This is a genomic window from Jeotgalibacillus proteolyticus (assembly GCF_002926065.1).
Lineage (GTDB): Bacteria > Bacillota > Bacilli > Bacillales > Jeotgalibacillaceae > Jeotgalibacillus > Jeotgalibacillus proteolyticus.
On record NZ_PREZ01000008.1, the window covers coordinates 50,038 to 74,025 of the forward strand.

At 37.7% G+C, this 23,988-nt stretch carries 18 protein-coding genes and 2 pseudogenes; 4 read left to right on the forward strand and 16 right to left on the reverse strand.

Annotation, left to right across the window (positions count from 1 at the left end; genetic code table 11):
* Positions 1 to 391 precede the first annotated feature (391 nt).
* The 3 genes from mreBH to C4B60_RS18285 all read left to right on the forward strand — a co-directional run bounded on the left by mreBH (position 392) and on the right by C4B60_RS18285 (position 2,962).
* Positions 392 to 1,399: a rod-share determining protein MreBH gene (gene mreBH, locus C4B60_RS18275; RefSeq protein WP_104059482.1), complete on the forward strand. Its 1,008-nt coding sequence runs from the start codon at positions 392 to 394 to the stop codon at positions 1,397 to 1,399.
* Between the two features lie 209 nt (positions 1,400 to 1,608).
* On the forward strand, positions 1,609 to 2,175 hold the full coding sequence (locus tag C4B60_RS18280) for an RNA polymerase sigma factor (RefSeq protein ID WP_104059483.1): 567 nt from the start codon (positions 1,609 to 1,611) through the stop codon (positions 2,173 to 2,175).
* Positions 2,165 to 2,962, forward strand: coding sequence for an anti-sigma factor (locus C4B60_RS18285; RefSeq protein WP_104059484.1), 798 nt, complete (start codon positions 2,165 to 2,167; stop codon positions 2,960 to 2,962). Before C4B60_RS18280 ends, C4B60_RS18285 begins: the two co-directional genes overlap by 11 nt.
* Before the next feature lie 30 nt (positions 2,963 to 2,992).
* On the opposite strand, the gene C4B60_RS18290 is transcribed toward C4B60_RS18285, so the two are convergent.
* The 16 genes and pseudogenes from C4B60_RS18290 to C4B60_RS18360 form a co-directional block, all read right to left on the reverse strand.
* Positions 2,993 to 4,132, reverse strand: coding sequence for a nitric oxide synthase oxygenase (locus C4B60_RS18290; RefSeq protein WP_104059485.1), 1,140 nt, complete (start codon positions 4,130 to 4,132; stop codon positions 2,993 to 2,995).
* A gap of 106 nt (positions 4,133 to 4,238) precedes the next feature.
* On the reverse strand, positions 4,239 to 6,110 hold the full coding sequence (gene abc-f / locus C4B60_RS18295; protein ID WP_104059486.1) for a ribosomal protection-like ABC-F family protein: 1,872 nt from the start codon (positions 6,108 to 6,110) through the stop codon (positions 4,239 to 4,241).
* Positions 6,111 to 6,235: 125 nt separating this feature from the next.
* Positions 6,236 to 6,403, reverse strand: a complete 168-nt coding sequence (locus tag C4B60_RS22005) for an RAxF-45 family protein (RefSeq protein ID WP_425331180.1) — start codon at positions 6,401 to 6,403, stop codon at positions 6,236 to 6,238.
* 208 nt (positions 6,404 to 6,611) lie between these two features.
* Positions 6,612 to 7,457, reverse strand: a complete 846-nt coding sequence (locus tag C4B60_RS18300) for a YitT family protein (protein ID WP_104059487.1) — start codon at positions 7,455 to 7,457, stop codon at positions 6,612 to 6,614.
* Between the two features lie 151 nt (positions 7,458 to 7,608).
* Complete coding sequence (locus tag C4B60_RS18305) at positions 7,609 to 8,460, reverse strand: DUF421 domain-containing protein (RefSeq protein ID WP_104059488.1); 852 nt, start codon at positions 8,458 to 8,460, stop codon at positions 7,609 to 7,611.
* 12 nt (positions 8,461 to 8,472) lie between these two features.
* Positions 8,473 to 8,655 (reverse strand): DUF1657 domain-containing protein, encoded by a 183-nt coding sequence (locus C4B60_RS18310; protein WP_104059489.1) that lies wholly within the window; start codon positions 8,653 to 8,655, stop codon positions 8,473 to 8,475.
* Positions 8,656 to 9,236: 581 nt separating this feature from the next.
* A pseudogene (locus C4B60_RS18315) lies at positions 9,237 to 9,458 on the reverse strand (tunnelling fold family protein); the annotation flags it as partial.
* 42 nt (positions 9,459 to 9,500) lie between these two features.
* Positions 9,501 to 10,661, reverse strand: coding sequence for a site-specific integrase (locus C4B60_RS18320; protein ID WP_104059490.1), 1,161 nt, complete (start codon positions 10,659 to 10,661; stop codon positions 9,501 to 9,503).
* Between the two features lie 146 nt (positions 10,662 to 10,807).
* Complete coding sequence (locus tag C4B60_RS18325; RefSeq protein WP_104059491.1) at positions 10,808 to 11,752, reverse strand: sce7725 family protein; 945 nt, start codon at positions 11,750 to 11,752, stop codon at positions 10,808 to 10,810.
* A 1-nt stretch (position 11,753) separates the two neighbouring features.
* Positions 11,754 to 12,560: a sce7726 family protein gene (locus tag C4B60_RS18330; RefSeq protein ID WP_104059492.1), complete on the reverse strand. Its 807-nt coding sequence runs from the start codon at positions 12,558 to 12,560 to the stop codon at positions 11,754 to 11,756.
* A gap of 178 nt (positions 12,561 to 12,738) precedes the next feature.
* Positions 12,739 to 14,133, reverse strand: a complete 1,395-nt coding sequence (locus C4B60_RS18335) for a restriction endonuclease subunit S (protein ID WP_104059493.1) — start codon at positions 14,131 to 14,133, stop codon at positions 12,739 to 12,741.
* A complete protein-coding gene (locus C4B60_RS18340; RefSeq protein ID WP_104059494.1) occupies positions 14,130 to 15,560 on the reverse strand; it encodes a class I SAM-dependent DNA methyltransferase in 1,431 nt (476 codons plus the stop codon). Before C4B60_RS18340 ends, C4B60_RS18335 begins: the two co-directional genes overlap by 4 nt.
* A 108-nt stretch (positions 15,561 to 15,668) precedes the next feature.
* Positions 15,669 to 18,874: pseudogene (gene hsdR, locus C4B60_RS18345) on the reverse strand (type I restriction-modification system endonuclease).
* 644 nt (positions 18,875 to 19,518) lie between these two features.
* The gene (locus C4B60_RS18350; RefSeq protein ID WP_104059495.1) at positions 19,519 to 20,688 is read right to left on the reverse strand and encodes a hypothetical protein; all 1,170 of its coding nucleotides are present in this window, start codon (positions 20,686 to 20,688) and stop codon (positions 19,519 to 19,521) included.
* A gap of 765 nt (positions 20,689 to 21,453) precedes the next feature.
* Entirely contained in the window at positions 21,454 to 21,951 is a 498-nt protein-coding gene (queF, locus tag C4B60_RS18355) for a preQ(1) synthase (RefSeq protein ID WP_104059496.1), read from the reverse strand.
* 132 nt (positions 21,952 to 22,083) lie between these two features.
* Positions 22,084 to 22,566, reverse strand: coding sequence for a GyrI-like domain-containing protein (locus tag C4B60_RS18360; protein WP_104059497.1), 483 nt, complete (start codon positions 22,564 to 22,566; stop codon positions 22,084 to 22,086).
* 215 nt (positions 22,567 to 22,781) lie between these two features.
* Between C4B60_RS18360 and msrB the strand changes: the two genes are divergently transcribed.
* Complete coding sequence (gene msrB, locus C4B60_RS18365; protein ID WP_104059498.1) at positions 22,782 to 23,939, forward strand: peptide-methionine (R)-S-oxide reductase MsrB; 1,158 nt, start codon at positions 22,782 to 22,784, stop codon at positions 23,937 to 23,939.
* The last annotated feature ends 49 nt before the right edge of the window (positions 23,940 to 23,988 follow it).

Here is a 23,988-nt window from a genome sequence, read left to right on the forward strand (position 1 = left end):
AGCCCATCTTCTCTATAGTATCGGGCTCCCTTACGTTACAGAAAGATTATTCTTTTATTACATCACCAGATCAAACTCTTAAACTGAAATCGCTTTATCCCCTCTAATATCACCTTTCTCTCTCTGTTGCTTTTTCGAATTACTAGGCAGTTTCTTGTAATATACAATTTCCCCAACATTCGACTCTCCACCTAACCCGGAAAATAGTCTATACTACACGGGAGAGTAAACTGGGCAACGCTTCATATCTCTTAGGGAATAGGCTTTAATTTAAGTGAACACAAGAACAACATAAAACGAAACAAAGAACACCAGCCTAATTTCCCGGCATTGTGAACGTGCCATTTAACCAAGACTATTACACTATAAAAAAATATCGGAGGAATTTTATATGTTATCGAACGCTGAAATCGGAATTGACTTAGGGACTGCAAATATCCTTGTTTATAGTAAAAATAAAGGAATAATTATGAATGAACCATCTGTGGTTGCCATTGATGTAAATACTAAAAAAGTTCTCGCAGTAGGACATGACGCTAAAAACATGATTGGTAAAACACCAGGCAATATCGTTGCCGTAAGACCTTTAAAGGATGGTGTAATTGCTGATTTTGATGTGACAACGGATATGCTGAAGCATATTATGGGAACTATCGGTAAGAAGCTCGGCTTTTCCCTTCGTAAACCAAGCGTGGTGGTTTGCACGCCATCCGGAGCAACCTCTGTAGAACGACGTGCGATTCATGATGCAGTAAAAAACAGCGGCGCGAAGAACGTTCACCTGATCGAGGAGCCGGTTGCAGCTGCAATTGGTGCAGATCTGCCAGTAGGCGAGCCTGTAGCAAATGTTATCGTTGATATTGGCGGCGGGACTACTGAAGTTGCCATTATTTCGTATGGCGGTGTTGTTTCCTGCAATACGATTCGTGTAGCCGGGGATAAAATGGATGAAGATATTATTCAATATATCCGTAAATCCTATAATCTTCTTATCGGTGAACGGACAGCTGAACAAATTAAAATGGAAATTGGCTATGCGCCAATTGAACATACAAGCATAGAAATGGATATCCGCGGCCGTGACCTTGTAACCGGTCTTCCAAAAACGATTTCGTTAACTTCAACAGAAGTACAGGTTGCGATTCAGGAGTCACTGCTTAGCGTTCTTGAAGCAATTCGCGCTACCCTTGAAAATTGCCCTCCGGAACTAAGTGGAGACATTGTAGACCGCGGGGTTATTCTTTCCGGCGGAGGAGCCCTTCTTAACGGACTTCAGGAATGGCTGAGTAAGGAAATCGTCGTTCCAGTTCATATTGCACCAAACCCGCTTGAATCTGTAGCAATCGGTACAGGCAAATCTCTTGCAGTAATTCATAAGCTTCAAAAAGCAACCAGATAATTTTCTGATTCCAAAAATATAGTAAAAAAACAGCGATTTCACTATGATTTCGCTGTTTTTTATGTTTAAATGCTTTGGGTTAGGGTAAGAACTTTTGTTTAAAAAACTGATCTATTTTCTCTATGTGCGCGTTAGCTTAATAGAAATTGTTATCTGAGAATGGTTCCAGTATGATAGTACTATCTTATTTCCCAACAAAGGAGTTTGCTATGACGGAACCTCGCGATCTTGATTTGTACCAAAATCTTGTCAATGGTGACAAAAAAGCGTTAGAAGCCTTATATGACCGGTATGAGAAGCTTGTTTATTCCTTTGCCTACCGGATGACAAAAGACCCGGAACTCGCTGAAGAGGTTGTACAGGAAGTGTTTATCAAGCTTTGGAACCCTCACTCCCCCTACAGCAGTGAAAAAGGAAAATTTTCTTCCTGGCTTCTTACCATGACCAGAAATACCGCCCTTGATTTCCTTCGAAAACAGGCGAATAAACCGACTGTTGAGTATGAGGAACGGGATTCTCCTCAGGAAGCAGCTGACAGCCCGGGAGAGCTTTTGGAAGTAAAAGAACAAAGCCAGCTTGTGCGAAGGGCAGTTCAAAGACTCAAGAAAGACCAGAAACAGATTATTGAGCTCTTTTATTTTCAAGGGCTTACACACGAAAAAATAGCTGTCCGAACCGGATTGCCTCTTGGGACAGTTAAAGGACGGATACGATTGGCACTTAAACATCTGCGAACCCATATCAACGAGGAAGGAGGAAAAGTTAATGGCTACTAACAGAGCTCACTGCGATCAGCTTATTGATTATTTTAACGGACATTTATCCGGAGAAGAAAAAAAGGCATTTGAAGAGCACTTAAACACTTGTACTGAATGCCAGGAAGAGCTTAATGAATGGAATGCGTTAATCGATGAATTGCCATACGATTCAGAGCCGGTCACACCGCCTGAAGGAATGAAAGAACGCACCCTTGCTGCAGTGTTTAAGGAAGATGAAACAAGCAAAGCTGAAAAAGATGATGAATCAAACCAGACTCAGGCAATTTCACCTTTTACACACGCAGAAAAAGCGCCTGTTAAGAAATTCCCATCTAAAAAATGGGTTTTGCCAGCAGCTGCTGCTTTTCTTCTTTCCCTCGGAGGGAATGTGTTTTTATTCAATCAGCTTCAGCAGCAATCAACGGAGCTGACACAATCACAGGAAACGATTGATGAATTAATGCAATTTGTCACACTTTCACCTGTTAACACCGAAGAGGCGGCTCCCGCCGGTACTGCTTCAATTGTCCGCCGCGGCTCTGAAGTAAGTGTCGTCATAAACGCCTCCTCCCTCGGGCCCCTTCGGGATAATGAGGTATACCAGGTCTGGCTGATAGAAGGAGACTCACCGGATACTCCTCAAAGAGCTGGTACATTTGTCTCAAGTGAAACGGGTGACGGAACAGTAGTCTTTACGATGGAGAATTTTAATCCCGAGCAGTGGAATACCATCGCAATTTCCCACGAGCCCGATGCAGACAGTCAAACACCTGAAGGAGAAGTTATTCTGGCTTCAGAATTATAAGGTATAAAATAAGAGACCCCGCGGGGTCTCTTATTTTCGGCTGAGAAATGGACAGCCGGATTCTTTTTTGGCTAAGTCGGATTTATAGAAAGACGGCTGGTAAAAGAAATTTGGCGAGTTCCACTTATTTTTATAACGCTTGTGAAAAATGTGGGAGGAAGCAGGCGAAACTGGCGGAATAAGCCATGTCCAGTCGCCTGTTACCTCTCTTCCCGCCTGCTTTTCTCTTTCTTCAAACAAGGCGAATTGACTGCCTGCCGTATGATGATCCGTAATGCTGACCCCCGCTTTTTTATAAGAATAAAGCACAGCCTGATTCAGTTCGATTAAAGCTCGGTCTTTCCAAAGAGATGATTGGTATTGATTGGATAAGCCCATCTTTTCTGCTACTGCCGGCAGCTGATTGTAGCGGTAATCATCAGCAAAATTACGTGCTCCGATTTCTGTTTCCATGTACCAGCCATTAAAAGGAGCAGCGATGTACTCAATTCCGCCGATCTCTAATTTCATTTCAGAAATAATGGGAACAGCATACCACTTCAACCCAAGTTCCTCTATACCCGTTATCTCAGGATGAGTGATTTTGACTTCCTTTACCATTGATGAAGGAATGTCAAAGTAAAAAGGCTCTTCTTCATTTAGCTGAACAACGATCGGCAGGACATCGAAATGTGTCCCCTCTCCTTTCCATCCTATTGATTCACAAAACTCCGTAAATTGAATGGAATGCGGGTCACCGACAACCGTGCCACCCTGCTGAGAGTATCCTGCGTAGCGAATTAATTGGTGGTTAAGGATACGCACAGGATCTCTTCCCTGCCCTCTTGGAGAAAAAACAGTCACTGTTGATCGGATTTTCCCATTGTTCGTAGCAAATTCAATATGCTTCAGCAGCATTTCTTTTACTTCTTCTTTTGAAGCTGCATCTCTTGCATCAATAACCTCTAAGCTGTTCCAAAAAAGACGGCCAATACAGCGATTACTGTTTCGCCACGCAGCACGTGCACCAAACGTAAGCTCCTCTAATGTGTGAGTATATATACCGTTATCCATGATTGAGTTTTTAATTTCTGTTTTGCGCTTCTGACATGCTTCATCACTCAAGCCGGACTCAGTGTAAAAAAGCTGAATAAATTCATCTGCCTTTTCAATAAGCGTTTCTCTATTCATGATAAACGACCCTTTTCAATAGTTTGATTTGACTTTCTTTATCATAGCATGCACAATCAAGCTATTTTGTTAAAGAATCGTTCAAAAAAGTGACAGCTTACCGGCTTTACGATATACGTTGGTACAGTCTGCTGTATTCTTCCTCTAATTGTGTCTTTTTGCCATAAAGCTGCTGAGTTTCTTCTAAATCTGTAGTCTCATTTAATTGTTTCTCCAGGCTTGAAATCGATTGTTCAAGCTCTTCAAGCTTTTTAAGCAAATCTTCCTCCGTTATTTCCTCGGAAATAGGCTGAATGATCTTCCGTACTCTTTTCTTTGGCGACTTTTGAACCGGAAAATTTAATTCTTCCTGCTTCTGTGCGCTTCTTTTTTCCTTTGCCCAATCGTAGGGGCCTTCAAAAAGAGTCAGCTGCCGATTTTCAAGCCATGCCGTCCGTGTGAATACATTATTAAGAAAATAACGATCATGGGATATCGCTAAAATGGTTCCCTCAAAGCCGGTTAAGGCTTCCTCTAGTACTTCCTGAGATTCAATATCCAGGTGATTGGTCGGTTCGTCAAGAAGCAGCAGGTTACATGGCTGATGCATGAGGACTGCAAGCCTTAACCTCATTCGTTCTCCCCCGCTTAGCCCTGAGATCCTGTTAAATACATTTGCACCGTAAAACAAGAAGGTCGCGAGCTTATGTCTAGCCTCTGCTTCGCTGACAGGTACATCCCTTCTAAACAAGTCGATTACCCTGTCTGACGGTTCGAATTCAAGAGCATCCTGGGACAGATAACCGATTTTACAGCTGCTTCCTCGTTTTATTTGACCTTTATCAGGTAAATTGCTGCCAAGGATCATTGAAAACAGCGTTGACTTACCCGAGCCATTGCTTCCTACAATCGCCATACGGTCTTTATAGTAAAGGGATAAATTGAGGTCTTTAAAAAGCAGCTCCTGATATCCCTTTTCAATCTCCTGAATAGTGAGAACATCCTTACCGCTGCGATCACCTGCCTGAAAAGAAAGATTCATTGTTTTTTGTTCAAGTACCGGTTTTTTAAGCACGTCAATCTTTGCCAGTGCTTTCTCCATCGATTTCGCTTTTCGAAAAAGCTTTTCACTCGGAGGACTTGATTCGTTCGCCCATTGTCTGAGACGTTTAATGGCTTCCTTCATTTTTTTAATTTTCTTCTGCTGTTCTTCGTAGGCATGGAATTCATGCATCAGCTTTTCTTCTTTTTGTTTTACATAAGCTGTATAGCTGCACGGATAAATTGTTATTTCCCCATCCTCCAGGTCAGCAATTTTGTTTACGGTATGATCCAGAAAATAACGGTCATGGGAAATGACGATAACTGCCCCCTTATATTGCTGAAGAAATTGCTCAAGCCATTCAATGGACTCAAGATCAAGATGATTCGTCGGTTCATCAAGCAGCAATAGATCCGGCTTTTGAAGAAGCAAAAGACTAAGACCGATCTTCGTTTTTTCACCGCCGCTCATTTGAGCTAATTCCCGGTTTTCAAGGTGTTCGATTTTAAGCCCCGTTATAACCGAATCTATTTTTGATTCGATTTCATATCCGCCTTTTTGTTCAAGCTCTTCCTGAAGAGCTCCATATTCGATCATCCTCCGGTTCAGTTTTTCCTCACTTTCAGCCTCTGTAAATCCTTTTTCAAGCTCTCTAAGTCTTTTTTGGATCGTAAAAATCTCTTCAAAAGCACTTTCAAGATAAGCTCTTCCCGTCTTATGCTCCTGAAAGTCAGGTATTTGAGATAAGATTCCGACTCTGCAGTTCTTTTGCAGGGTAATGGATCCCGCATCCGCTTCTTCTTCCCCGGTAATTAGCTTAAACAGAGTTGATTTCCCGCTTCCGTTCCGCCCTACCAGACCAACCCGGTCATTGTTTTTTATGACTAATGAGACTCCCTCAAAAACCGGGATCTCGTTGTATTGTTTTTTCACTTCATATAATTGGCATATAATCATGGTGAACCTCCCAAATATGGTTTGAGAGATCTCTTTCCAGACTAAAAAAATAGCTGCAGGAGCTTATCCCCTGCAGCTACGTAAATAGAATAGACTGACCAGTGTGCTTCGGACACACTGCTACACTATTTTCCTTCTTCTGAGGCAATAAGAGATCTCTGAATGAAATTGGTTTCGTGCATTTGTTTAAAAAAAGGCAGACTTATCCCTTTAAGAAAAAACGCATGAAAAATTCCACAGCAAATCGTAATAAATTCCAACACTGCCGCAGAAAACGCCAACTCATTCATCATCCCTCTTCACCTCACCTTCCGTACAATCTAATTTATGATCTTATTATAGTGAATATACAGCCAAAAAACAAACAAATCTGAAATAATTAATCCCTTTTAGCCTTAAAAACACAAAAAAACTGTCCTGCATTATGCAGCACAGTTTACTCGACAGAATATGACAAGTGCCTGTCACTTTGTCTTCGACAAGTGACAGGCACTTCGCAGTTTAAGCCAGACGTTTAAAGTTCTGGCCAAGTATTTCGTTCATGGTGTGGACGGTGATGAAGGCTTTGTCATCTTTTTTGCCGATGTATCGTTTTAATCTGGAGAGGTCTTTTCTTCCCAGGATGGTGGTGATGACTTCTTTGTCATCGTATTTGAAGGCCCCTTTTGCTGTGTGAATCGTAGCGCCGCAGCCAAGTTCACCTACGATAAAGGCTCTGATTAAAGCACTTTTTTCGCTGATGATGACGACTTCTTTGTTGGCATTGAATTGCTGCAAAGTATAATCGATCATCAGGCCATTTAAAATAACCCCGAAGAATGCATACATACCAATTTGCGGTCCAAACAACAGAACGGATGACAACGCAACAGCCAGGTCAGAAAACAGGACAGCACGCCCGATTTCAATCCGGAAATATTTATTAAGGATCATCGCAATAATATCTGTACCACCTGTTGATGCACGCTGATTGAACACAATTGCCATGCCAATTGCAGCGATACACTGGCCAATAATCAGCTGGATCAAGATATCCTCGCTTAATGGCCCTGAAAGAGGCGCAATCCATTCCAGCAGCCAAACATAACCGGAAAGTGCAAAGCTTGTATAAACCGTTTTGGCTCCAAACTGAAATCCTAAAAATGCAATTCCAATAGCAAACAAAATAATATTAACAAGTATCATAAATAACCCGATTGAAAGGTTAGGGAATAATGAGTTCAATACAATCGACATTCCGCTTACACCGCCTGTTGCTAAGCTGTTTGGTGAAAGAAAGAAATGTACATTTACTGCAACAAATAAAGCTCCCAAGTTCATTAAGAAAAAGCTCATTATCTTTTTCATACGAAATGCCTCCTTATGCTTATTTTTTAATCACAAGAACGCATTATACGCATGACCCGGCAGGCTGTAAAGAGTTAAAAAACCGCTGTAAAATCGTAAATTTATTCAGTAATTTTTCATTATGTATGGCTATGAGTATTCATACATAGCCTTATACTTGCTGCAGTGAATGAAGCACCTGCTTAAGCTTGTCGCTGTTTTTTTTATACAAAAGCATTCCCTCTTCATTCGAAGCTGATAAAGCAAAAAGATCTAAATCTGCTTTGCTTCTTTCAAGAGCTGCTTTAATAAAACCAATAGGGTCCTGTTGCTTTTCCATCCGGATATGATCGTATAGATCCAGTGATAAATCTCCGTGTGAATCAATCTGGCAGATGAAAACATCCTCAACCCTGACAGATTTCTTCTCTAGTTCCCCCCTGAGCCATTCTTCACTCTTCCGGATTGAATCAAGTGCTCCGTTCATAATATTCCCATCCATGATGACAAGACAGGGCTCCTTTAGAGGATTAATCGCGATGTGCATATCACTTGGGGTCAATGGCTGCTTTTCTCTTTTAAGAAGAACATTTAAATCCCCTGTAGGTTCTAAAATGGCAAACTCTACGTCTGACAGGTTGAAAACATCCTTTTTCCTTAAAAGTTCCATCAGTTCATCAATTGTATATTTTTCTTTTTTCAGGCTTTCTTCGAGCACGTTTCCATTCTGAATGAACACTGTCCCTTTTCCCTCAAAGAAATCACGAAGCTTTTTGCTTTTTAGAGACAATCGATCAGCAAGAACCGGAAGCGAGATAAAGGCTCCGATCCCAAGCACTCCATGAATAAAGCTCTCGTCAAGCCCGGTAATCACTTCAGCGCCGATACTGCCTGCTGTAATCCCGACTACATATTCAAAAAATGAAAGCTGGGAGATTTGTTTTTTCCCAAGCATTTTGGTCGCAAAGAAAAGGGCGATGAGCATAAAAATGCTTCTGATGATAACGATCAGCCATTCTGGCATGCTAAGACTCCTTTACTGCTGCTCGATTTGAGTCAGGCGGGTTTTTATATCTTCGATGACTTCTGCAATGGTGAGCATTGCCTGGTTAAAGGCTTGTTTATGATTAAGATCAGTTGTTTTCATCATTTGCTCAATCAGTCTGCTTTCGACTTTTTTAAGGTTAAGTAAGCATGCTTGTACTTCTGTATTTTTCATAGGATTGCACCCCTTTTATAGTCTGTCTTCTCATTATGGGGATTTTGTTTAGGTGTTATGCATTTCTTAACATGAATTGTTATAAGGATGGTTTCTTACTATCCCTAATAATCATGTTCTCTTGGGAATAAAAAAACCGATAACTCCTTGATGAAAAGGAATTTTCAGTGTTTTATACTGATTTAAAATATGTTTTGTGTTAGAGATACAGGTTATGACTTTCATCTTCAATTAACATAGAAGATCAGCAATATTAACTTTATGAGGACAAATGAAAAGCTTAGCATCTATATCTTAATGAGTTTTTTAATCATCTACTTTTTATTGTTCAACTTCATTTACCCATTAGTTCTTCAATAGAAGTTTTAATAGAGAGTTTTACTGTTTTATTTTTATTATCTGCACTTGCAATAATCACTGGCTAAAAAGCTGACTGTTGCAATTCAGCGTTCATGAAATGACTTCCACAAAAAGGACTTCTATATATTTGGAAGTCCTTTCATCACCTTAGAAAATAAAAACTTTATTTGTGCTTAAAATAAAAACGCCCCTCACTAAGTGTAAGGAACGCTCTAAAATGCTTACCGATTATCAACCGTCTCCGGATACATATCATGATTCATCAAACGATGAAATGCCATCTCTTCATACTTCGTCCCCGGCTTGCCGTAGTTAGTGTAAGGATCAATCGAAATCCCGCCTCTTGGCGTAAATTTCCCCCATACTTCTATATAGCGAGGGTCCATGAGTTCGATAAGGTCGTTCATGATGATGTTCATGCAGTCCTCATGGAAGTCGCCGTGTAAAATCCCTAGTCATATCACCATTAATCCATTACTAGAAAGTCACTGGTCACTGGATTGGTCACAACTAGAGAAAAACCCGTCAAATTCCCCCGCTGCTTCAAGCTGCATAGACGGTAATGCGTGACTGTATGTGTTCAGTGTAATGTTCACATTTTTATGCCCTAGCCGCTCCTGAATGATCTTTGGATTCACTTTATTCTCAAGTAAAAACGTTGCATGGGTATGGCGCAAATCATGCAGCCTTATTATTGGAATATCCAATTGATCAACGGTCACTTTGAATGCACGTCTAAAATTGTTAGGATGCACCCAATTACCATTTTTCGTACACACGACTAAATCATGATCACTGTAGGTCTGTTGCTGGATCGCTTTTTCTTTCTTCGTTAACTGGCGATGTGCTTTTAGGCTATCAGCAAGTGAATCAGAAATGTAAATGCTCCTCATGGCAGATACCGTTTTCCCCCCTGCCATTAACCCATACATTCTTCCCTCATTAATCTTATTTAGTGTTTGTCGAACAGTAATCATTTTATTATCTAAATCAATATCACTCCATCTCAACCCAAGAACTTCACCCATTCTCATGCCTGTTTGGAGGGAAATATTAAAGCCAATAAAATGTCTTGTCAAATCCAATAATTTGTTTGGAGCATCCAAAAATGTTGCAACTTGTTCCGCAGTCCAGACACGTAATTTCTTTTCCAATCTTGGGAGTGATATATCATCCAACATCAAATCACTCACAAGTCCATTTCTAGCTGCCTTACTAAGCACCTCTGACACAATACCATATGTGGCTCGGATCGTAGCTGGAGCAAGTCCTCTGTCCTCGTACAGAGCTTGTATAAAGTTTTGTAAAATGGTTTCGTTAAACTCATTTACTCTCACTTCACCAATATGAGGAATAATATTGTACCGAATTTGTTCTTCATAATTTTTGATTGTACTCGGTTTAAGCTTAATCTTTTTGGAATCAAACCATTGTGCAAGATACGTACGAAATGTATATTGAGAACTGCTAATTTCTTTTGACTCGTTTACCTGTACTTGAAGAATTGCTAGTGCAATTTGAGCTTCTTTTTTTGTATCAAAGCCTCTTCTACGTAATTGCTTTCTCTTCCCAGTCAACGGGTCTTTTCTTGCATCTAATACAAATAGATATTTCCCTGTTTTAGGGTCTTTTTTTATTAAAGCCAATTATCATCACCTAGTTATCTACAATGATGAGACCAAGCTTTATACGTATTTATATTGTACCATCAATTAATCTTTGCATTCGTTATATGTTTTCAATTATTTGCATCAGATATTCCAAAAAATTTTATTGAATATTACATTGTGACTTAATTCGTAACAGGGAATAATATGTTATCCAACAATTCAATATGATGCATAATACTTAGCCTCTTTACAACCCCCAAACTTGTTGAAGTCCCTGCTTCATTATGTTTTAATAATGTTAATAAACCCACTGTATTTAACTGGTCATCCTCTGTGGTACTATACCACTGTGCTAATTTAACTAAAGCCTCTGATAACTTTCCTGCTGGGTCTGTTCTATCTTCATTCGAATCGGATACGAAATGCCTAACACGTAAATTGTTTTGAGAATCTACATAGACAATATGTAAAGCCACCGCCATTGCTCCAAATCCACCTTCCAAAAATTCTGACCCTACTATTGAATAATCTGAAAATCCAAGAAAGCCTTGTTGTAGATAATAGCGATGTTCAGAGGAGAATGGCTCGTCTATATCGTAATAATCTGCATTTCTATCTCTCTTAACAAATGGGTTTGTTAACAGGACTGCGTTTAAATTTGTGAATCTAACTCTAAATTCAGTAGCACTTGGGATGAAATTATACTTGGGTTTTAGGTCATTAAACACAGTTTCATAAATATCTAAATGTGAGATGTCATGATGGATAATTGCAATCTCTTCTAAGCTAACATTAAATTCTTGAACTATTGCTGGTAATTCTTCTTCAGAATTTCCGTTCATGTAATAGGCTATAGTAATGAATGGACTATTAAATAATTCAATAATTTGTGAGAAATATCCCTCATTCTCCTCTAAATCATTTCTGAAAGTGCCTACAACAGGATTAATAACTACTATTAGACTTTTTTTTGACTCAATAAAAGCCTCAATAGTAGTTATTAATGTAGAAGAATACTTTATTGGCTCGATTACAGGTACAATCTGTTCTGACATAATTCCTTGTTGATTTAAATCTCGAATAGCAATTAGTTCATTTTGTTTCCCTCTTAAAAAAGGAAAATACATTTTAGTCCCCTCCATCTATATTCTTTAAGAACCGTTCGTACTTTTCATTATTTAAACTAGATTGATAGACTAACCATCTAAGCTCAAACGGTACTTTTTTTATATATTCGGCACTAGAAGCATTTTTCCTTCTATTTAAATGAACAAATACCATTTTTTGTGCATATTTGATATCTAAGGTCTTGAATTTTTTTAGATACGCTTTGAATTTTTGAACATCTTTGATTTTTTTATCAACTCCAAATTCTTTTTCAACTAAGCTTTCATATTCTTTTTTCCTTAACAGCTTAAATAATTGCTCATGCTTCAACTTAGAAAAATCTTGTACAGGTAATTTACGTACACTTATACTATTTCTCTTGGTTAATACACAAATACCGACCTTATGATCTTTCAATAACCTATAGGCAGGATAATATTTGTCTTCAGAGACTAAAATATAAACAATTGAACAAACTTTATAGTAGTCCTCTATTTGATAAATCAACTTATCGAGAGAATCTAGCTCAGTCTTAATTTCAAAAATGAAGGCTTTTTTGTTATTTACTACTAAAAAATCAGCTCGAGATTTGCTGATAGAAACTTCGCTCATTGCGTAAGTAGTATTAAGACTGTATTTTCCAACCACTAATTTATTAAATAAAGTGTTCTTGTAATAATATTCATTCCGATAATATCTGCCTAAATATTTATACAATTCACTCCATACATTTTCAACATTGCTTTCTGAAGCAATAATTTCTTGAATAGTACGCTTTGAAAAATACTTATTTACTAGCGTATTATTTGAATGGCAAACACTATCCATTTGTATTTCTCCTTTTTGGAATATCAACTGCCTATTTATACAAAGCTTTACTTACCCCAATTAATTCATTAAATCTAATCATTTATTCGCTTGTTCTATTATATTTAAACATATATTGTACTCAGTTCAGTGGTTTTATCATCAGAAAAAGCACCCAATTTAATTGGATGCATTTTAACTATTTCACTTGTTCCTTTAATACCTCTTTCAGCAATTCAAAGGCATTCTCTTCTCTTGGGTCGTTTGTACCAAGTTCACCTTTGAAGGCTTTTGAGAGGATGGATTGTTTAACCCTTTCTACAACATTCTCAACTGCTAAATGGTTTTTCGCCTCATCTTCTTTTTCTAATATGTTTCTAACCTTTTTAATAAGGACATCATGTTCTTCTAACGGAGGAACTGGAACTAATATTTCATTTAGAATTTTTAAATTTATGTTTTTTTGTGCTGTAGCAGGAGCATAATGTTCTAAATCATTTTTAATTGTGCTTATATAGTAATGAATAAATTCAGACGACACACTTTTTTCAAAGGGAACAAATCCGACGACACTGTCAGGAAAACAACAAGGGAATTTTAGTATAGCAGTATCTCCGATATTGGCTGCGATTGTAATACACACAGTACCTACTGGAAACAATTTGCTCTGATTATATCCAAATTCACTTAATGTTTGAGAAAAGCCCTTCACATAATCCTTAGCCCTAGCAACATCACCTGTTTGAATAAACGGGTATTCTCCACCAAATAATTTAGGATCATTTCTGGGTCTATATTTTGATTTTCCTCTCTTTAATTCTCCTAGCTCACCAAGCTTGAGCCACTCCCATCCTATTGGCAATTTATAAGGACCTAAATTAGGTTTCTTTGAAATATATTCATGCGTACTTTCTCTCCACTCTCTTGTCAACTCTCCACGAAATGCCTTATCCAAAATAGCAGCTCGACGAAGTTCAAACGATTTCTTCGCTTCTTCAATTAATTGATTTGCTGCATCCATTTTGTTCAGGAGGCGTTCTACCTTATCAGCAATCTGTTTTTGTTCGTTTAGAGGAGGAAGAACATAAGGAATCAAACTCATTTTTCCTTTATTTAATATTGAAACTGTTGTAGCAGAAGACCGATTCCAAAGTTCATTTTGGTAAAATCCATTTAATACTTGATAATAGTTAAACTTTGGGTTAATTATTTTTTTATTTGGCACAAGTGAATTTATTTGTTGATTAGTTGTACATTCAATAGTGCTAAACCCAACCTTTCCAATAGAACCTATACAACACACCATCGTAGATTCTTTTGGTATAATTCTGGAAACGACTTTGCCCTGATCGGTTAAATATTCAGAAGCATATACAACTTCGCTACCTTGTTCTAAATCTGCTGGCTTAACAAATGGAAAATCACCACCATAGTATTCACTCTGTTTTTTAGCTGGGGTAGAACCTGTAACTATGTCGTTTGTTGTTTCAGTTTTTACCCAAATCCAATTATCTGGCACTTCATATGCCTGCTCTTCCTCTGTTACTATAGCTTTTTCTAACAACTCTTCAATGGTCTTTTTCTTCTTACTCACTTAACGACCACCTCATTTTCTTCAACAGCACGTAACTCTTCAACTACTTCACTTAATAAATCCTTCGCCTGTTGAAGTTTCACAATCGCTTCTTCTACTGATTCAATCGGGTCTGGTAAGTTTTCATATGAAGACAATGATTCATCTGCAATCAATCCAATATCTAAACTGTCATCCTTCTTCGCAACTTCTTCACGTGTAAACTTATTCCAACGTTCATCTTCAACTTTAGAACGTTCTTCTGCCACATATGCTTTCAAGAAGTTTTCAAAATTTGCCATCGTTAATTGATTTCTCTTACCAAATGAAGACATATTTGTTCTCAAGTCATAAACCCATACATCTTTCGTATTTCCTTTGTCTGTTTTTTCTCTTGTAAAGAACAGCACATTTGTTTTTACACCTTGTGCATAGAAAATACCCGTTGGTAAACGTAGGATAGTGTGCAGATTACATTTATCCATTAAGTCACGACGAATTTGCGCACCTATTCCGCCCTCAAATAAAACATTATCAGGTAAAACAACTGCTGCACGAGCTTTTCCATCGTCCTTTAAGGCATTATAAATTAACTGTAAGAAATTTAACTGCTTGTTGGATGTTTCAAACGTTAAATCATCCCGAGACACACGTTCTCCACCTCTTTTTGTACCAAACGGAGGATTTGTCAAAATGACATCAAAATTCTTCATCCATTTACCATTGCTCGATAAAGAATCCCCATTTTCCATTCGCCCTTCAATATTATGGAGTAAAGCATTCATTAATGCTAAACGATGTGTGCCTTTTACAAGCTCCATTCCACTAAATGCTTCTTTTTTTTGGAATTCAGCTTCTTGTGGGTCAAGGTCAAAATAATCATCTGTTTTATTTTTCAAATACTGGTCAGCTGAAATCATAAAGCCTAATGTTCCTGCAGCAGGGTCATTACAACGTTCCCCTACTTTTGGGTCAACGAGTTGAACCATTACATCAATCAGGACACGAGGCGTAAAATATTGTCCAGCTCCAGACTTTGTTTCACTCGCATTTTTCTCGAGTAGTCCTTCATAAAGATTACCTAACCCTTCTTCTTTTGCACTGTACCAATCAAGAGCATCAATTGATTTAATGATTTTTTCCAAGTTTTTAGGCTCTTCAATACTTGTTGCTGCATCACTATAAATCAAACGAAGACGTTCATTTTCACTGCTACCTAGCTCTAATAATAAGCGTTGATAAAAGGTCTTTAGTTCAATACCTTCCTTTTTTGTAAGGTCATCCCATCGATATCCTTCTGGAATAACTTCCTCTGTTTGTTGCTCTTTCATCATTTTTAAAAATAATATAAATGTTAACTCTGTTACATATTGTTGATAAGTGATTCCATCATCACGCAAAACATTACACAAATTCCATAACTTTTGTACAATTTCTTGGTTGTTCATAAAATGCCTCCAGCATATTCAAAATTTTAGCATCAACTCTACTACCGTATCAATTAGTCGATGCTTACTATTATAACGTAAAAAAAACCTCAATAAAGAGGCAAGGTTTCAACTGATATATAAGTTATCATTGATCGTATTTACCACTCTATCAATGTTGTCTCCAAACTCTCGTTTTAACATCTTATAGCCGCCTTGACTAAGGAACGGCTCTTCTGAAAACGCATCTTTAGAGGTTGGAGCTAAGACAGGGAATTGTAATAATTGCTTTTCAATTCGCTCTAACCATTTTTTCTGTCTAGGAGTCCAATCATGTAAGGAAAATACTTTCTCCATAGCATGCTTTATACGTGAATCATGGGAAATAAGTGCTTCTCCAAGAGCCGCTTGCCGAATAAAACTAATGATGTCTGCAGCTATGTCTTCATTTTTTGTTTGTTTCCAAGCAGTTTGTAAATGTGATTGTTTATATCCCTTTGTCTCTAAAATTGTGATAAGTTCTCTCAAATCTTTTTTAGTTAAGTTTTTTGGTCTTGTACATACGATTTGCAGAGCAGGGATTTCATTTATATTCTCTTGAATATACTGGACGAAACCATTTAGATAATCCTCTGGGCGTTTATTCCCTTCCCCATATCCTCGAATTACTTCTGTTACTTTATCTTCTTTATTAGAAATGTATCGTTTCTCTCCACTAACTCGGTATGTTTCAATGTACTCAAACAAAACATTATGTTGTTTTGCAGTTTCAGGAGAATAAGTTTGAACCTCTTTTACCCATTCATCAATCGATTTCCCTTTCGATAGTTCCTCAAATTTCTGTTTACCTTCCTCGTTAAGCTTTTGTTTTCGACGCTGCAATTTAGCCACTAATTGGTCACGGTAAAACGAAGATTCTTCTTCTGTTGTGGAGCGGGTTAAAGAATGATATAAGTCACCAATGGCAATATTCTTTTTTTCACAACAGGCTTCATTTCTGTGTATTTTTGTAATTTATCGTAAATACCTACCGCATCATATATATTAAAATGAGATTTTCCTATATCGGGACAAAGCCGAGTTGCACGACCTAGCATTTGATCATAAAGAATACGTGATTGAATACGACGTAAAAATACTATGTTTGTAATAGCTGGAACATCAATACCCGTTGTTAGTAAATCTACCGTTACCACTACCTTTGGTAACCTTTCATTCTTAAGTCTTTTGATAGCTTCTAAAGGCTTATAGATATAGCCAGTGATTTTCATAATTGCGTCATCTTCTACTTCATCACCACGTTCTTTGAATGCCTCTTTTAGTAATCTGACTATCAAATCAGCATGTTGGTCAGTAACTGCAAATATGAATGTCTTTTCTTTGCTTGCAGGGTCAATGTAATCGACTAATTTATTTAATACCGCTTTATTGAATGGCTCAGTGATAACTCGCCTATTAAACTGTTCTACTTCGAAATGAATGGTATCCTCCATTTTCTCTAAAATAACTTCTCCTTCATCCACATCAAAAACTTCCACTTCTTCATCTTTTTCTAATGTGATACCCATCTGCGATAGTTCAGTTTTAAATAAATAAGGTGGTTCATGGTCAACCAAAAAACCGTCTAATACCGCTTCACTGTAGGAATACTTGAAAATGGGCATACCGAAAATATCTGTTGTATGCAGTGCAGGAGTTGCAGTAAGTCCTAAACACGCAGCATCAAAATAATCAATAACACGTCTATATTGGCTTATATAATCGTCTTGGTCTCTAAATTCCAATTCTTCTTCAGACATCTCCTGGTCACTGGTATAGCCACGATGTGCTTCATCCACAATAATAAAATCGTATTGTCCAACACTTAGCATTGTTTCATCATTACTGTAAAAAAGTCTTCGAACCATACCTTGAACTGTAGCAATTTGTACTTTAGTAGCAACTTCTGGGGTTATGTCTTCTAAGGATTTCACATCATAAATATCTGCAAATGATAATCCTTCAATTTTGGTATCTTTGAGTGCGTCTTCCGTCTGTTTTCCTAAAGAGTTGCGATCAACTAGAAAGAGGATACGACGACATTTTTTCGTCTTTATTAAACGATACATTAATGCAATAGCTGTTCGGGTCTTACCTGTACCAGTTGCCATTGCAATAAGCATACGTCTTGTTCCTTCGATTAAAGCCGCTTCAGCGGATAGAACAGCATTCTGTTGATAATGGCGCAGTCCAAATTTTGTTATATCTTCTTCTTTAAGCTTTTGATTAGCACCCTGATCCTCTTGGCTTAACAGAAGCTGTAAATCATCGGGAGAATGCCACCCTTCAAGAGGACGAGCATGTTCTTTTGGTTTACGTGCATCCCAGAACCATATACCCGATTCATCTTGTAATTGCTTTAGATAAGGTCTACCATTCGTTGCATACAAAAAAGGAACTTTATAATCCTCAATCGGAGGCAGCAAAATTTCGTTTCCAATTACCTTTACATTTTTGGCGTATAATTTTGTTTGACTATCTAAAGCACTAGGGATAGTTTTCCTCTTTGCTTTTGCTTCGATTAAGCCCACTAGCTTAAGACCCATAAATAACGCATAGTCGACTCTTCCACCTGTAACTTTCCACTCAGCAATCGCCATGTTCCGATTCTTTTGAGGAAGCGTACCATTTTTATGATGATTAAGTACAATTGTGTCTGCTTCCCATCCTGCTAATCGTAATTTTTGATCGATAATAATACGTGTTTCAGGTTCTGATAATTGATTTTTACGTATAAAGTTTTTAGATTTTTTCTTACGTTTTGTTTTAACATCCTCTTGTTCCATATCTGCTTGTTGTAGGATTGCTTCAAATTTGTCATCAAGCTTTTTTTCTTGCTCAAAATACTCCTGTTGAAGCTTTTTTGTATCCATAACTGATTTTTCTTGTGGTTCTGCGTAATCTGGAGCTTGGAAACCCCATTCACCATAAACTTCCATGAACCAAATAGACAAACGAAAAGTTAACTGTAACAATGCCTTTGCTTCTTCTGTTTTACCATAGCCAGCTTCGTGTATCGCTTGATTTCCTTTATGACGAAGGGTTTCAAATATATCAACTAATTCATTTTCTAATAAGCCTTCTCGACGTAATGTGTTTATTCGGTCTACTTGATTAGTACCATAAGCTTCCCGAATATTTTCAGACGCAAGGATAAACCTGGCTATCGTCTCTGCAAACAATCTAAGCTTCATTACTGTTGTCTGAGGGTCATGATAAACATTCTTCTCTGCTGTCTCTCCCAAATTAGCCAGTACATCCCATTTCCCTTGAAAAAAAGAAAAGTTACTACTCATTAGAACCACCGTTCCCCTAAAAAGTTTTGTGCTACCATTATACTATAGTTATACAATAAATGGCTGAAAAGGAAAGTGAATAAAAAGGATAAATCATTTAGATATATGTGTTGACTTCATTTATATTTAAATTAAAAATGATGAAACAGAAAAACTCAGAAAAGTGGTGAACAGGCTCGATAGAAACACTTTTCACAAGGGTTTTCTTATTGTAGTTTTGATATTAACCTCCTCGATGAAATAAAGCATATTTTGAAGTACCAGAAAATGTTTTTCTATATAAAAACGATTCTTCACACGGTAAAATTATCTTAATTGAGGTTATTTTCTTATATTTTACACGGTACTGTATTATTAACAGGTTTGCAGGAGCGGGAGTGCTTAAACCCTTAAAAAATTCCGACATTGTAATTCTGGTGAGAAGCACCCCCCATGTCTTTATTATGCAACTAAACCTAGGCATACCAATAAAGACTCGTTTGGGTAATCTTAATAGTTACTTCATACTACGTGGTATTTCCATGAACCCCTCAATTTAAAGAAAACCCCATTGTTAAAGGGGTTCTTTACGTTGACATGCTTGATTAGCATTATATATTTTGTGTTGGGTTAATCAAATATTTCAAAACCTTATAGATTCTTTATTATTCTTCTTCTAAAACTCCTTGAATGGCTTTTAATTTTTCGCTGTATTCAATTGGATATGTACGAGAAACCTTCGCTTGCGCTATCGCATCATAGCTAAGTCGTTGACTATCCTTCATAACTAATTCATATTCTGTACCTTTAAAGATAGAGTGTTCTGGTTTTTTTCTTCCTCCTAGCTCTTCAATAAGCTTAGAATTATCTTGGGCTTTTAATAGCTTATTGTAAAATTGATCTTGAATGTTGTTGGCTAACCTCTTAGCATTTTCAACATGACTTAATTTAAAATCAATAATGAGATTATCCTTCATGTAATTCTCTATTTCCTTATCAGTCGCGATAACCCCAATAATCTTAGCATCATAAACATATTCGATACCTAACGAATTAAAATATCTTTCTTCATCTTCCTTATATGCTAATACATTCCGATGATTTGATCTGTAAATAATATCTACTATAGTAATGTCATGCTTCTCTCGCAGATTTGCTTGCATCTTTTTTATTTGAAATGCCTTCACATTATCAATTGGATTAGGTTCTTTCTTTTTATCTTCTATGACCACAGCATTTGTTACATCTCTATAGTAGATGATTCCATCTCGTGACATTCTAGTCAAAATACTATTTAAATGGTCTTTAATACGCTTAGATTCTTTTGACACAATATGCCAAAAAAATGAATATCCAACTTTATATTTTGATACAAGATTATCATAGTGTGCCATCTGTTGCTTGGCTGTAATTTTCTTACTAGCAATGTGTAATGTATCACTCATTAAACCTAATTTATGTGCCAAAGCAGAAACTGTTATTGTAGCAGGTTTATCCTTATCTTGATTTAAATATAGTAACGTTAGATTTCTAACGACTTCTTCATAGGGAATCTGCCCCTTTCCATTATTTTTTCTATTGTCTTGGCGTTCTGTTGCTACTTCTTTTCTGCTCATACAAGTGATAATTCTATTAGCACCGCCACCAGATATCTCCACTTTATACCAGTCAACATTCATATTATCCAATAGTTGTTTTGTTTGATTTGTCCCTAAATTACCTTTACTCTTTTTACTTTTGGCTTTCTTATCGTAGAAATGCTTCCTTAGTGCATTATTACTATATACACTGTTTACAGCTTCTTCTAGATTAAATTGTATTATCTCATTAATCATTTTGCATTGTTCCCTCTTCTTTTATTTTTGAACAAGAATCGACTACTAAATTAAAAGCATTACTGATTATTTGTCAATATAGTAAGCAATGTTTGTTCAATTTTTAGTTCATTCAAACATGAACCAACTTTTAAGTATAGTTAGCGATGTTTTTGGCGTACCTTTTTGCATCGCAACACTTTGAAATCCTGTGAGGTACGAGCAGGTTTTAAAGTGCTTGTGTAAAAAGGTACCTAACTAATCACCACATATGTAAGCCTTTTCAAAATTTATTAACTAATAAGATCATGTGCCTCTTTACTTTCAAAGATCACTTTGACAAAAGAGTACAAAATACTAATCTGTCAACTGACTACTTCTATATTATAACATTTTTTTGATAATTTGTCGAATTTTGTCCTACTATAATTTTGACTTCAAACAAATAATATGATCATTGTAAAATCGCCTTTAAAGGATAAAAGAATAATTTTATCAAATTTTTTTACCTCGCATTGTAATCCTCAATTAATTTGTACAATGCTGTTTGCTAACCCCTAGTTCAGCAGCGAATTGTGTTAATTGTAGCTACTCCTAGCACCTTTACATATCCGCAGGATTACAGATTGAACTCAAATAAAAAGATGCCTTTATTTAAAAGGCATCTCTAAATTCACGTATAAAGCTGTGGTCATATCTTGTTTATTTTTACAGCAGTTTGATCACAATATTGGTCACAAAACACTTCATTTTCATGTGACCACTCCATCTAATCCTTCTTAATACTTACCGATTATCAACCGTCTCCGGATACATATCATGATTCATCAAACGATGAAACGCCATCTCTTCATACTTCGTGCCAGGCTTGCCGTAGTTAGTGTAAGGGTCAATTGATATACCGCCTCTTGGCGTGAATTTCCCCCATACTTCTATATAGCGAGGGTGCATGAGTTCGATAAGGTCGTTCATGATGATGTTCATGCAGTCCTCGTGGAAGTCTCCGTGGTTACGGAAGCTGAATAGGTATAGCTTGAGTGATTTACTTTCAACCATTTTTTGATCCGGGATGTAGCTGATGTAGATGGTTGCGAAATCCGGCTGGTTTGTTTTTGGGCAAAGTGAAGTAAATTCCGGGCAGTTGAATTTTACAAAGTAATCCCTTCCTGCATGCTTGTTGTCAAAGGATTCAAGAACTTGTGGTGCATAGTTAAAGGAATACTCGGTTCCCTGGTTTCCTAACAAGCTGACGCCTTCTAACTCTTTATCTGATCTTCCTGACATTTTTTATTCCTCCTACATGATCTTTTCTGCTATCAAAAAACCCCATAAGAAAAGGACACATCTGAATGGAGATGTCTCCGGGGTATCGTTTATTATGCTGCAATCCCTGCTACTATACGCCTGAAGGGGAAATTAGTCAATACTCTTCCCCTTCTTTTTAAGCGGTACGCCAATAACCAGGCTTGGACTCATTTTGTATGGATCGTAGTCCATTGAATAAACTTCTAAATGGATCAGACCATGGGAATTAATTTGAAGTCCCTGCTTTTCAACCCACCTATACAGCTTTTCATAGCTTTTCCAGGCGTTCTGTCCCTCGTGCTCTGTCACAGCATAATGATTGGAAGGAACAATGATGCCGTGAAGGTCTGGGGGGATCCCGTCTGTGTTCATGGCTTCAGTTCCAATATAATACGTAAATCCATCCGGTCTGTCCTGATAGGAAAGGCCGATTAAGCTGGAGTTTTCTCCTGCCAGGTTCAATTCCTTCAATCTTACTTTGCTCGCTTCTATAACCGGCCGGATTTCACCATGAGCTGCAGCTTCGTAGGTGCCAGTCCATTTTAGCCCAATAAAATAAAAGCTGGATTTTTTGATCACTTGAAAATCCTTCATCTAAAACGCTCCTTTCAGCTTTGGAGTCGCAGTGTCTGTGGAAGTGATATACATGATTATTAATTCTTGATCAGCTAGAGAAAATCCTTTTAAAACCGATGAAAAATGAGCATTAAATTTATGGAAAAATACTTTTTTATGCTATCGTTTAAGTAATAAGCTAAGTTGTTAAACCCTTTTCATACAGCATATCAAATCACATGTGGGGTGAGCAAATGCCAAAAAGAAACAGGAGTAAATGGATTGGCGGAAGCCTGATTGCCGTGATCGCAGGAATTGCTTTTTATATTATGTTCTCAGACCAATTTGCCAGTAAATCCTATGGAAGTGAGGCATTTAGTGAAGGTGAATTAAGCCCGAACGAAGAGATTGCTACATTTGCAGGAGGATGCTTTTGGTGTATGGAGCCGCCGTTTGAGAAGCTTGCAGGCGTTCGTGATGCAGTGTCCGGCTATACAGGCGGTGCAGAAGAAAATCCCGAATATAAAGAGGTCGCCTCTGGAGAGACCAGTCATACCGAAGCTGTTCAGGTGATTTATGATCCTTCTGTCATTTCGTATGAGGACCTGCTTGAGGTTTACTGGAGACAAATTGATCCGACTGATGCTGAAGGCCAGTTTGTAGATAAAGGAAAGCAATACAGACCTGAAATCTTTGTTCATAATGAAGACCAGCGCCAGGCGGCTGAGGCTTCTAAACAGAAAATTTCAGAGTCTGACAGATTTGATGAAGAAATAATTGTTCCGGTTACAGATGCCTCTGTTTTCTATATTGCTGAAGATTACCATCAGGATTATTACAAAAAGAGCACGGAGCGATATGAGTTTTACAGAAAAAATTCCGGACGTGATCAATTCCTTAACCAATACTGGGGTAACGAGCGTGAAACCTCTCTTCCTACAAAAGAAGAGGAGGCAGCCAATAGTCCCTATTCTATTAATTACACAGACGAGGAACTACGCGGCATGCTGACAGATATTCAATATGAAGTCACGCAGGAGGACGGCACGGAAAGAGCCTTCGACAATGAATATGACGGTTTTTACGAAGACGGGATCTATGTTGATATCGTTTCCGGCGAGCCTCTTTTCAGCTCATTGGATAAATATGATTCAGGAACGGGATGGCCTTCTTTTACACAACCGCTTGAAACTGAGAACATTGTAGAACTAGACGAGCGCAGCTTTTTTGGCAAGCGAACAGAAGTAAGGAGCAAACATGCTGACTCTCATCTTGGTCATGTCTTTCCAGACGGACCCGATCCTACCGGACTCCGCTACTGCATGAATTCTGCTGCGATGCATTTTATCCCGGCCGAAGACCTGGAAGCGGAAGGATACGGCGAATACCTTTCACTTTTTACAGACCGTTAAAAGCGGCCGCCTGAAGCGCAGTGAACCGGATTTGGACGAGTCAGAGATA

Bases quoted from the DNA above. Each gene is read 5' to 3' on its own strand.
- mreBH (WP_104059482.1), top strand. From the start codon at position 392: ATGTTATCGAACGCTGAAATCGGAATTGACTTAGGGACTGCAAATATC.
- C4B60_RS18280 (WP_104059483.1), top strand. From the start codon at position 1,609: ATGACGGAACCTCGCGATCTTGATTTGTACCAAAATCTTGTCAATGGT.
- C4B60_RS18285 (WP_104059484.1), top strand. From the start codon at position 2,165: ATGGCTACTAACAGAGCTCACTGCGATCAGCTTATTGATTATTTTAAC.
- msrB (WP_104059498.1), top strand. From the start codon at position 22,782: ATGCCAAAAAGAAACAGGAGTAAATGGATTGGCGGAAGCCTGATTGCC.
- C4B60_RS18300 (WP_104059487.1), bottom strand. From the start codon at position 7,457: ATGAAAAAGATAATGAGCTTTTTCTTAATGAACTTGGGAGCTTTATTT.
- C4B60_RS18290 (WP_104059485.1), bottom strand. From the start codon at position 4,132: ATGAATAGAGAAACGCTTATTGAAAAGGCAGATGAATTTATTCAGCTT.
- abc-f (WP_104059486.1), bottom strand. From the start codon at position 6,110: ATGATTATATGCCAATTATATGAAGTGAAAAAACAATACAACGAGATC.
- C4B60_RS18325 (WP_104059491.1), bottom strand. From the start codon at position 11,752: ATGTATTTTCCTTTTTTAAGAGGGAAACAAAATGAACTAATTGCTATT.
- C4B60_RS18350 (WP_104059495.1), bottom strand. From the start codon at position 20,688: ATGATTAATGAGATAATACAATTTAATCTAGAAGAAGCTGTAAACAGT.
- C4B60_RS18305 (WP_104059488.1), bottom strand. From the start codon at position 8,460: ATGCCAGAATGGCTGATCGTTATCATCAGAAGCATTTTTATGCTCATC.
- queF (WP_104059496.1), bottom strand. From the start codon at position 21,951: ATGTCAGGAAGATCAGATAAAGAGTTAGAAGGCGTCAGCTTGTTAGGA.
- C4B60_RS22005 (WP_425331180.1), bottom strand. From the start codon at position 6,403: ATGATGAATGAGTTGGCGTTTTCTGCGGCAGTGTTGGAATTTATTACG.
- C4B60_RS18310 (WP_104059489.1), bottom strand. From the start codon at position 8,655: ATGAAAAATACAGAAGTACAAGCATGCTTACTTAACCTTAAAAAAGTC.
- C4B60_RS18360 (WP_104059497.1), bottom strand. From the start codon at position 22,566: ATGAAGGATTTTCAAGTGATCAAAAAATCCAGCTTTTATTTTATTGGG.
- C4B60_RS18330 (WP_104059492.1), bottom strand. From the start codon at position 12,560: ATGGATAGTGTTTGCCATTCAAATAATACGCTAGTAAATAAGTATTTT.
- C4B60_RS18340 (WP_104059494.1), bottom strand. From the start codon at position 15,560: ATGAACAACCAAGAAATTGTACAAAAGTTATGGAATTTGTGTAATGTT.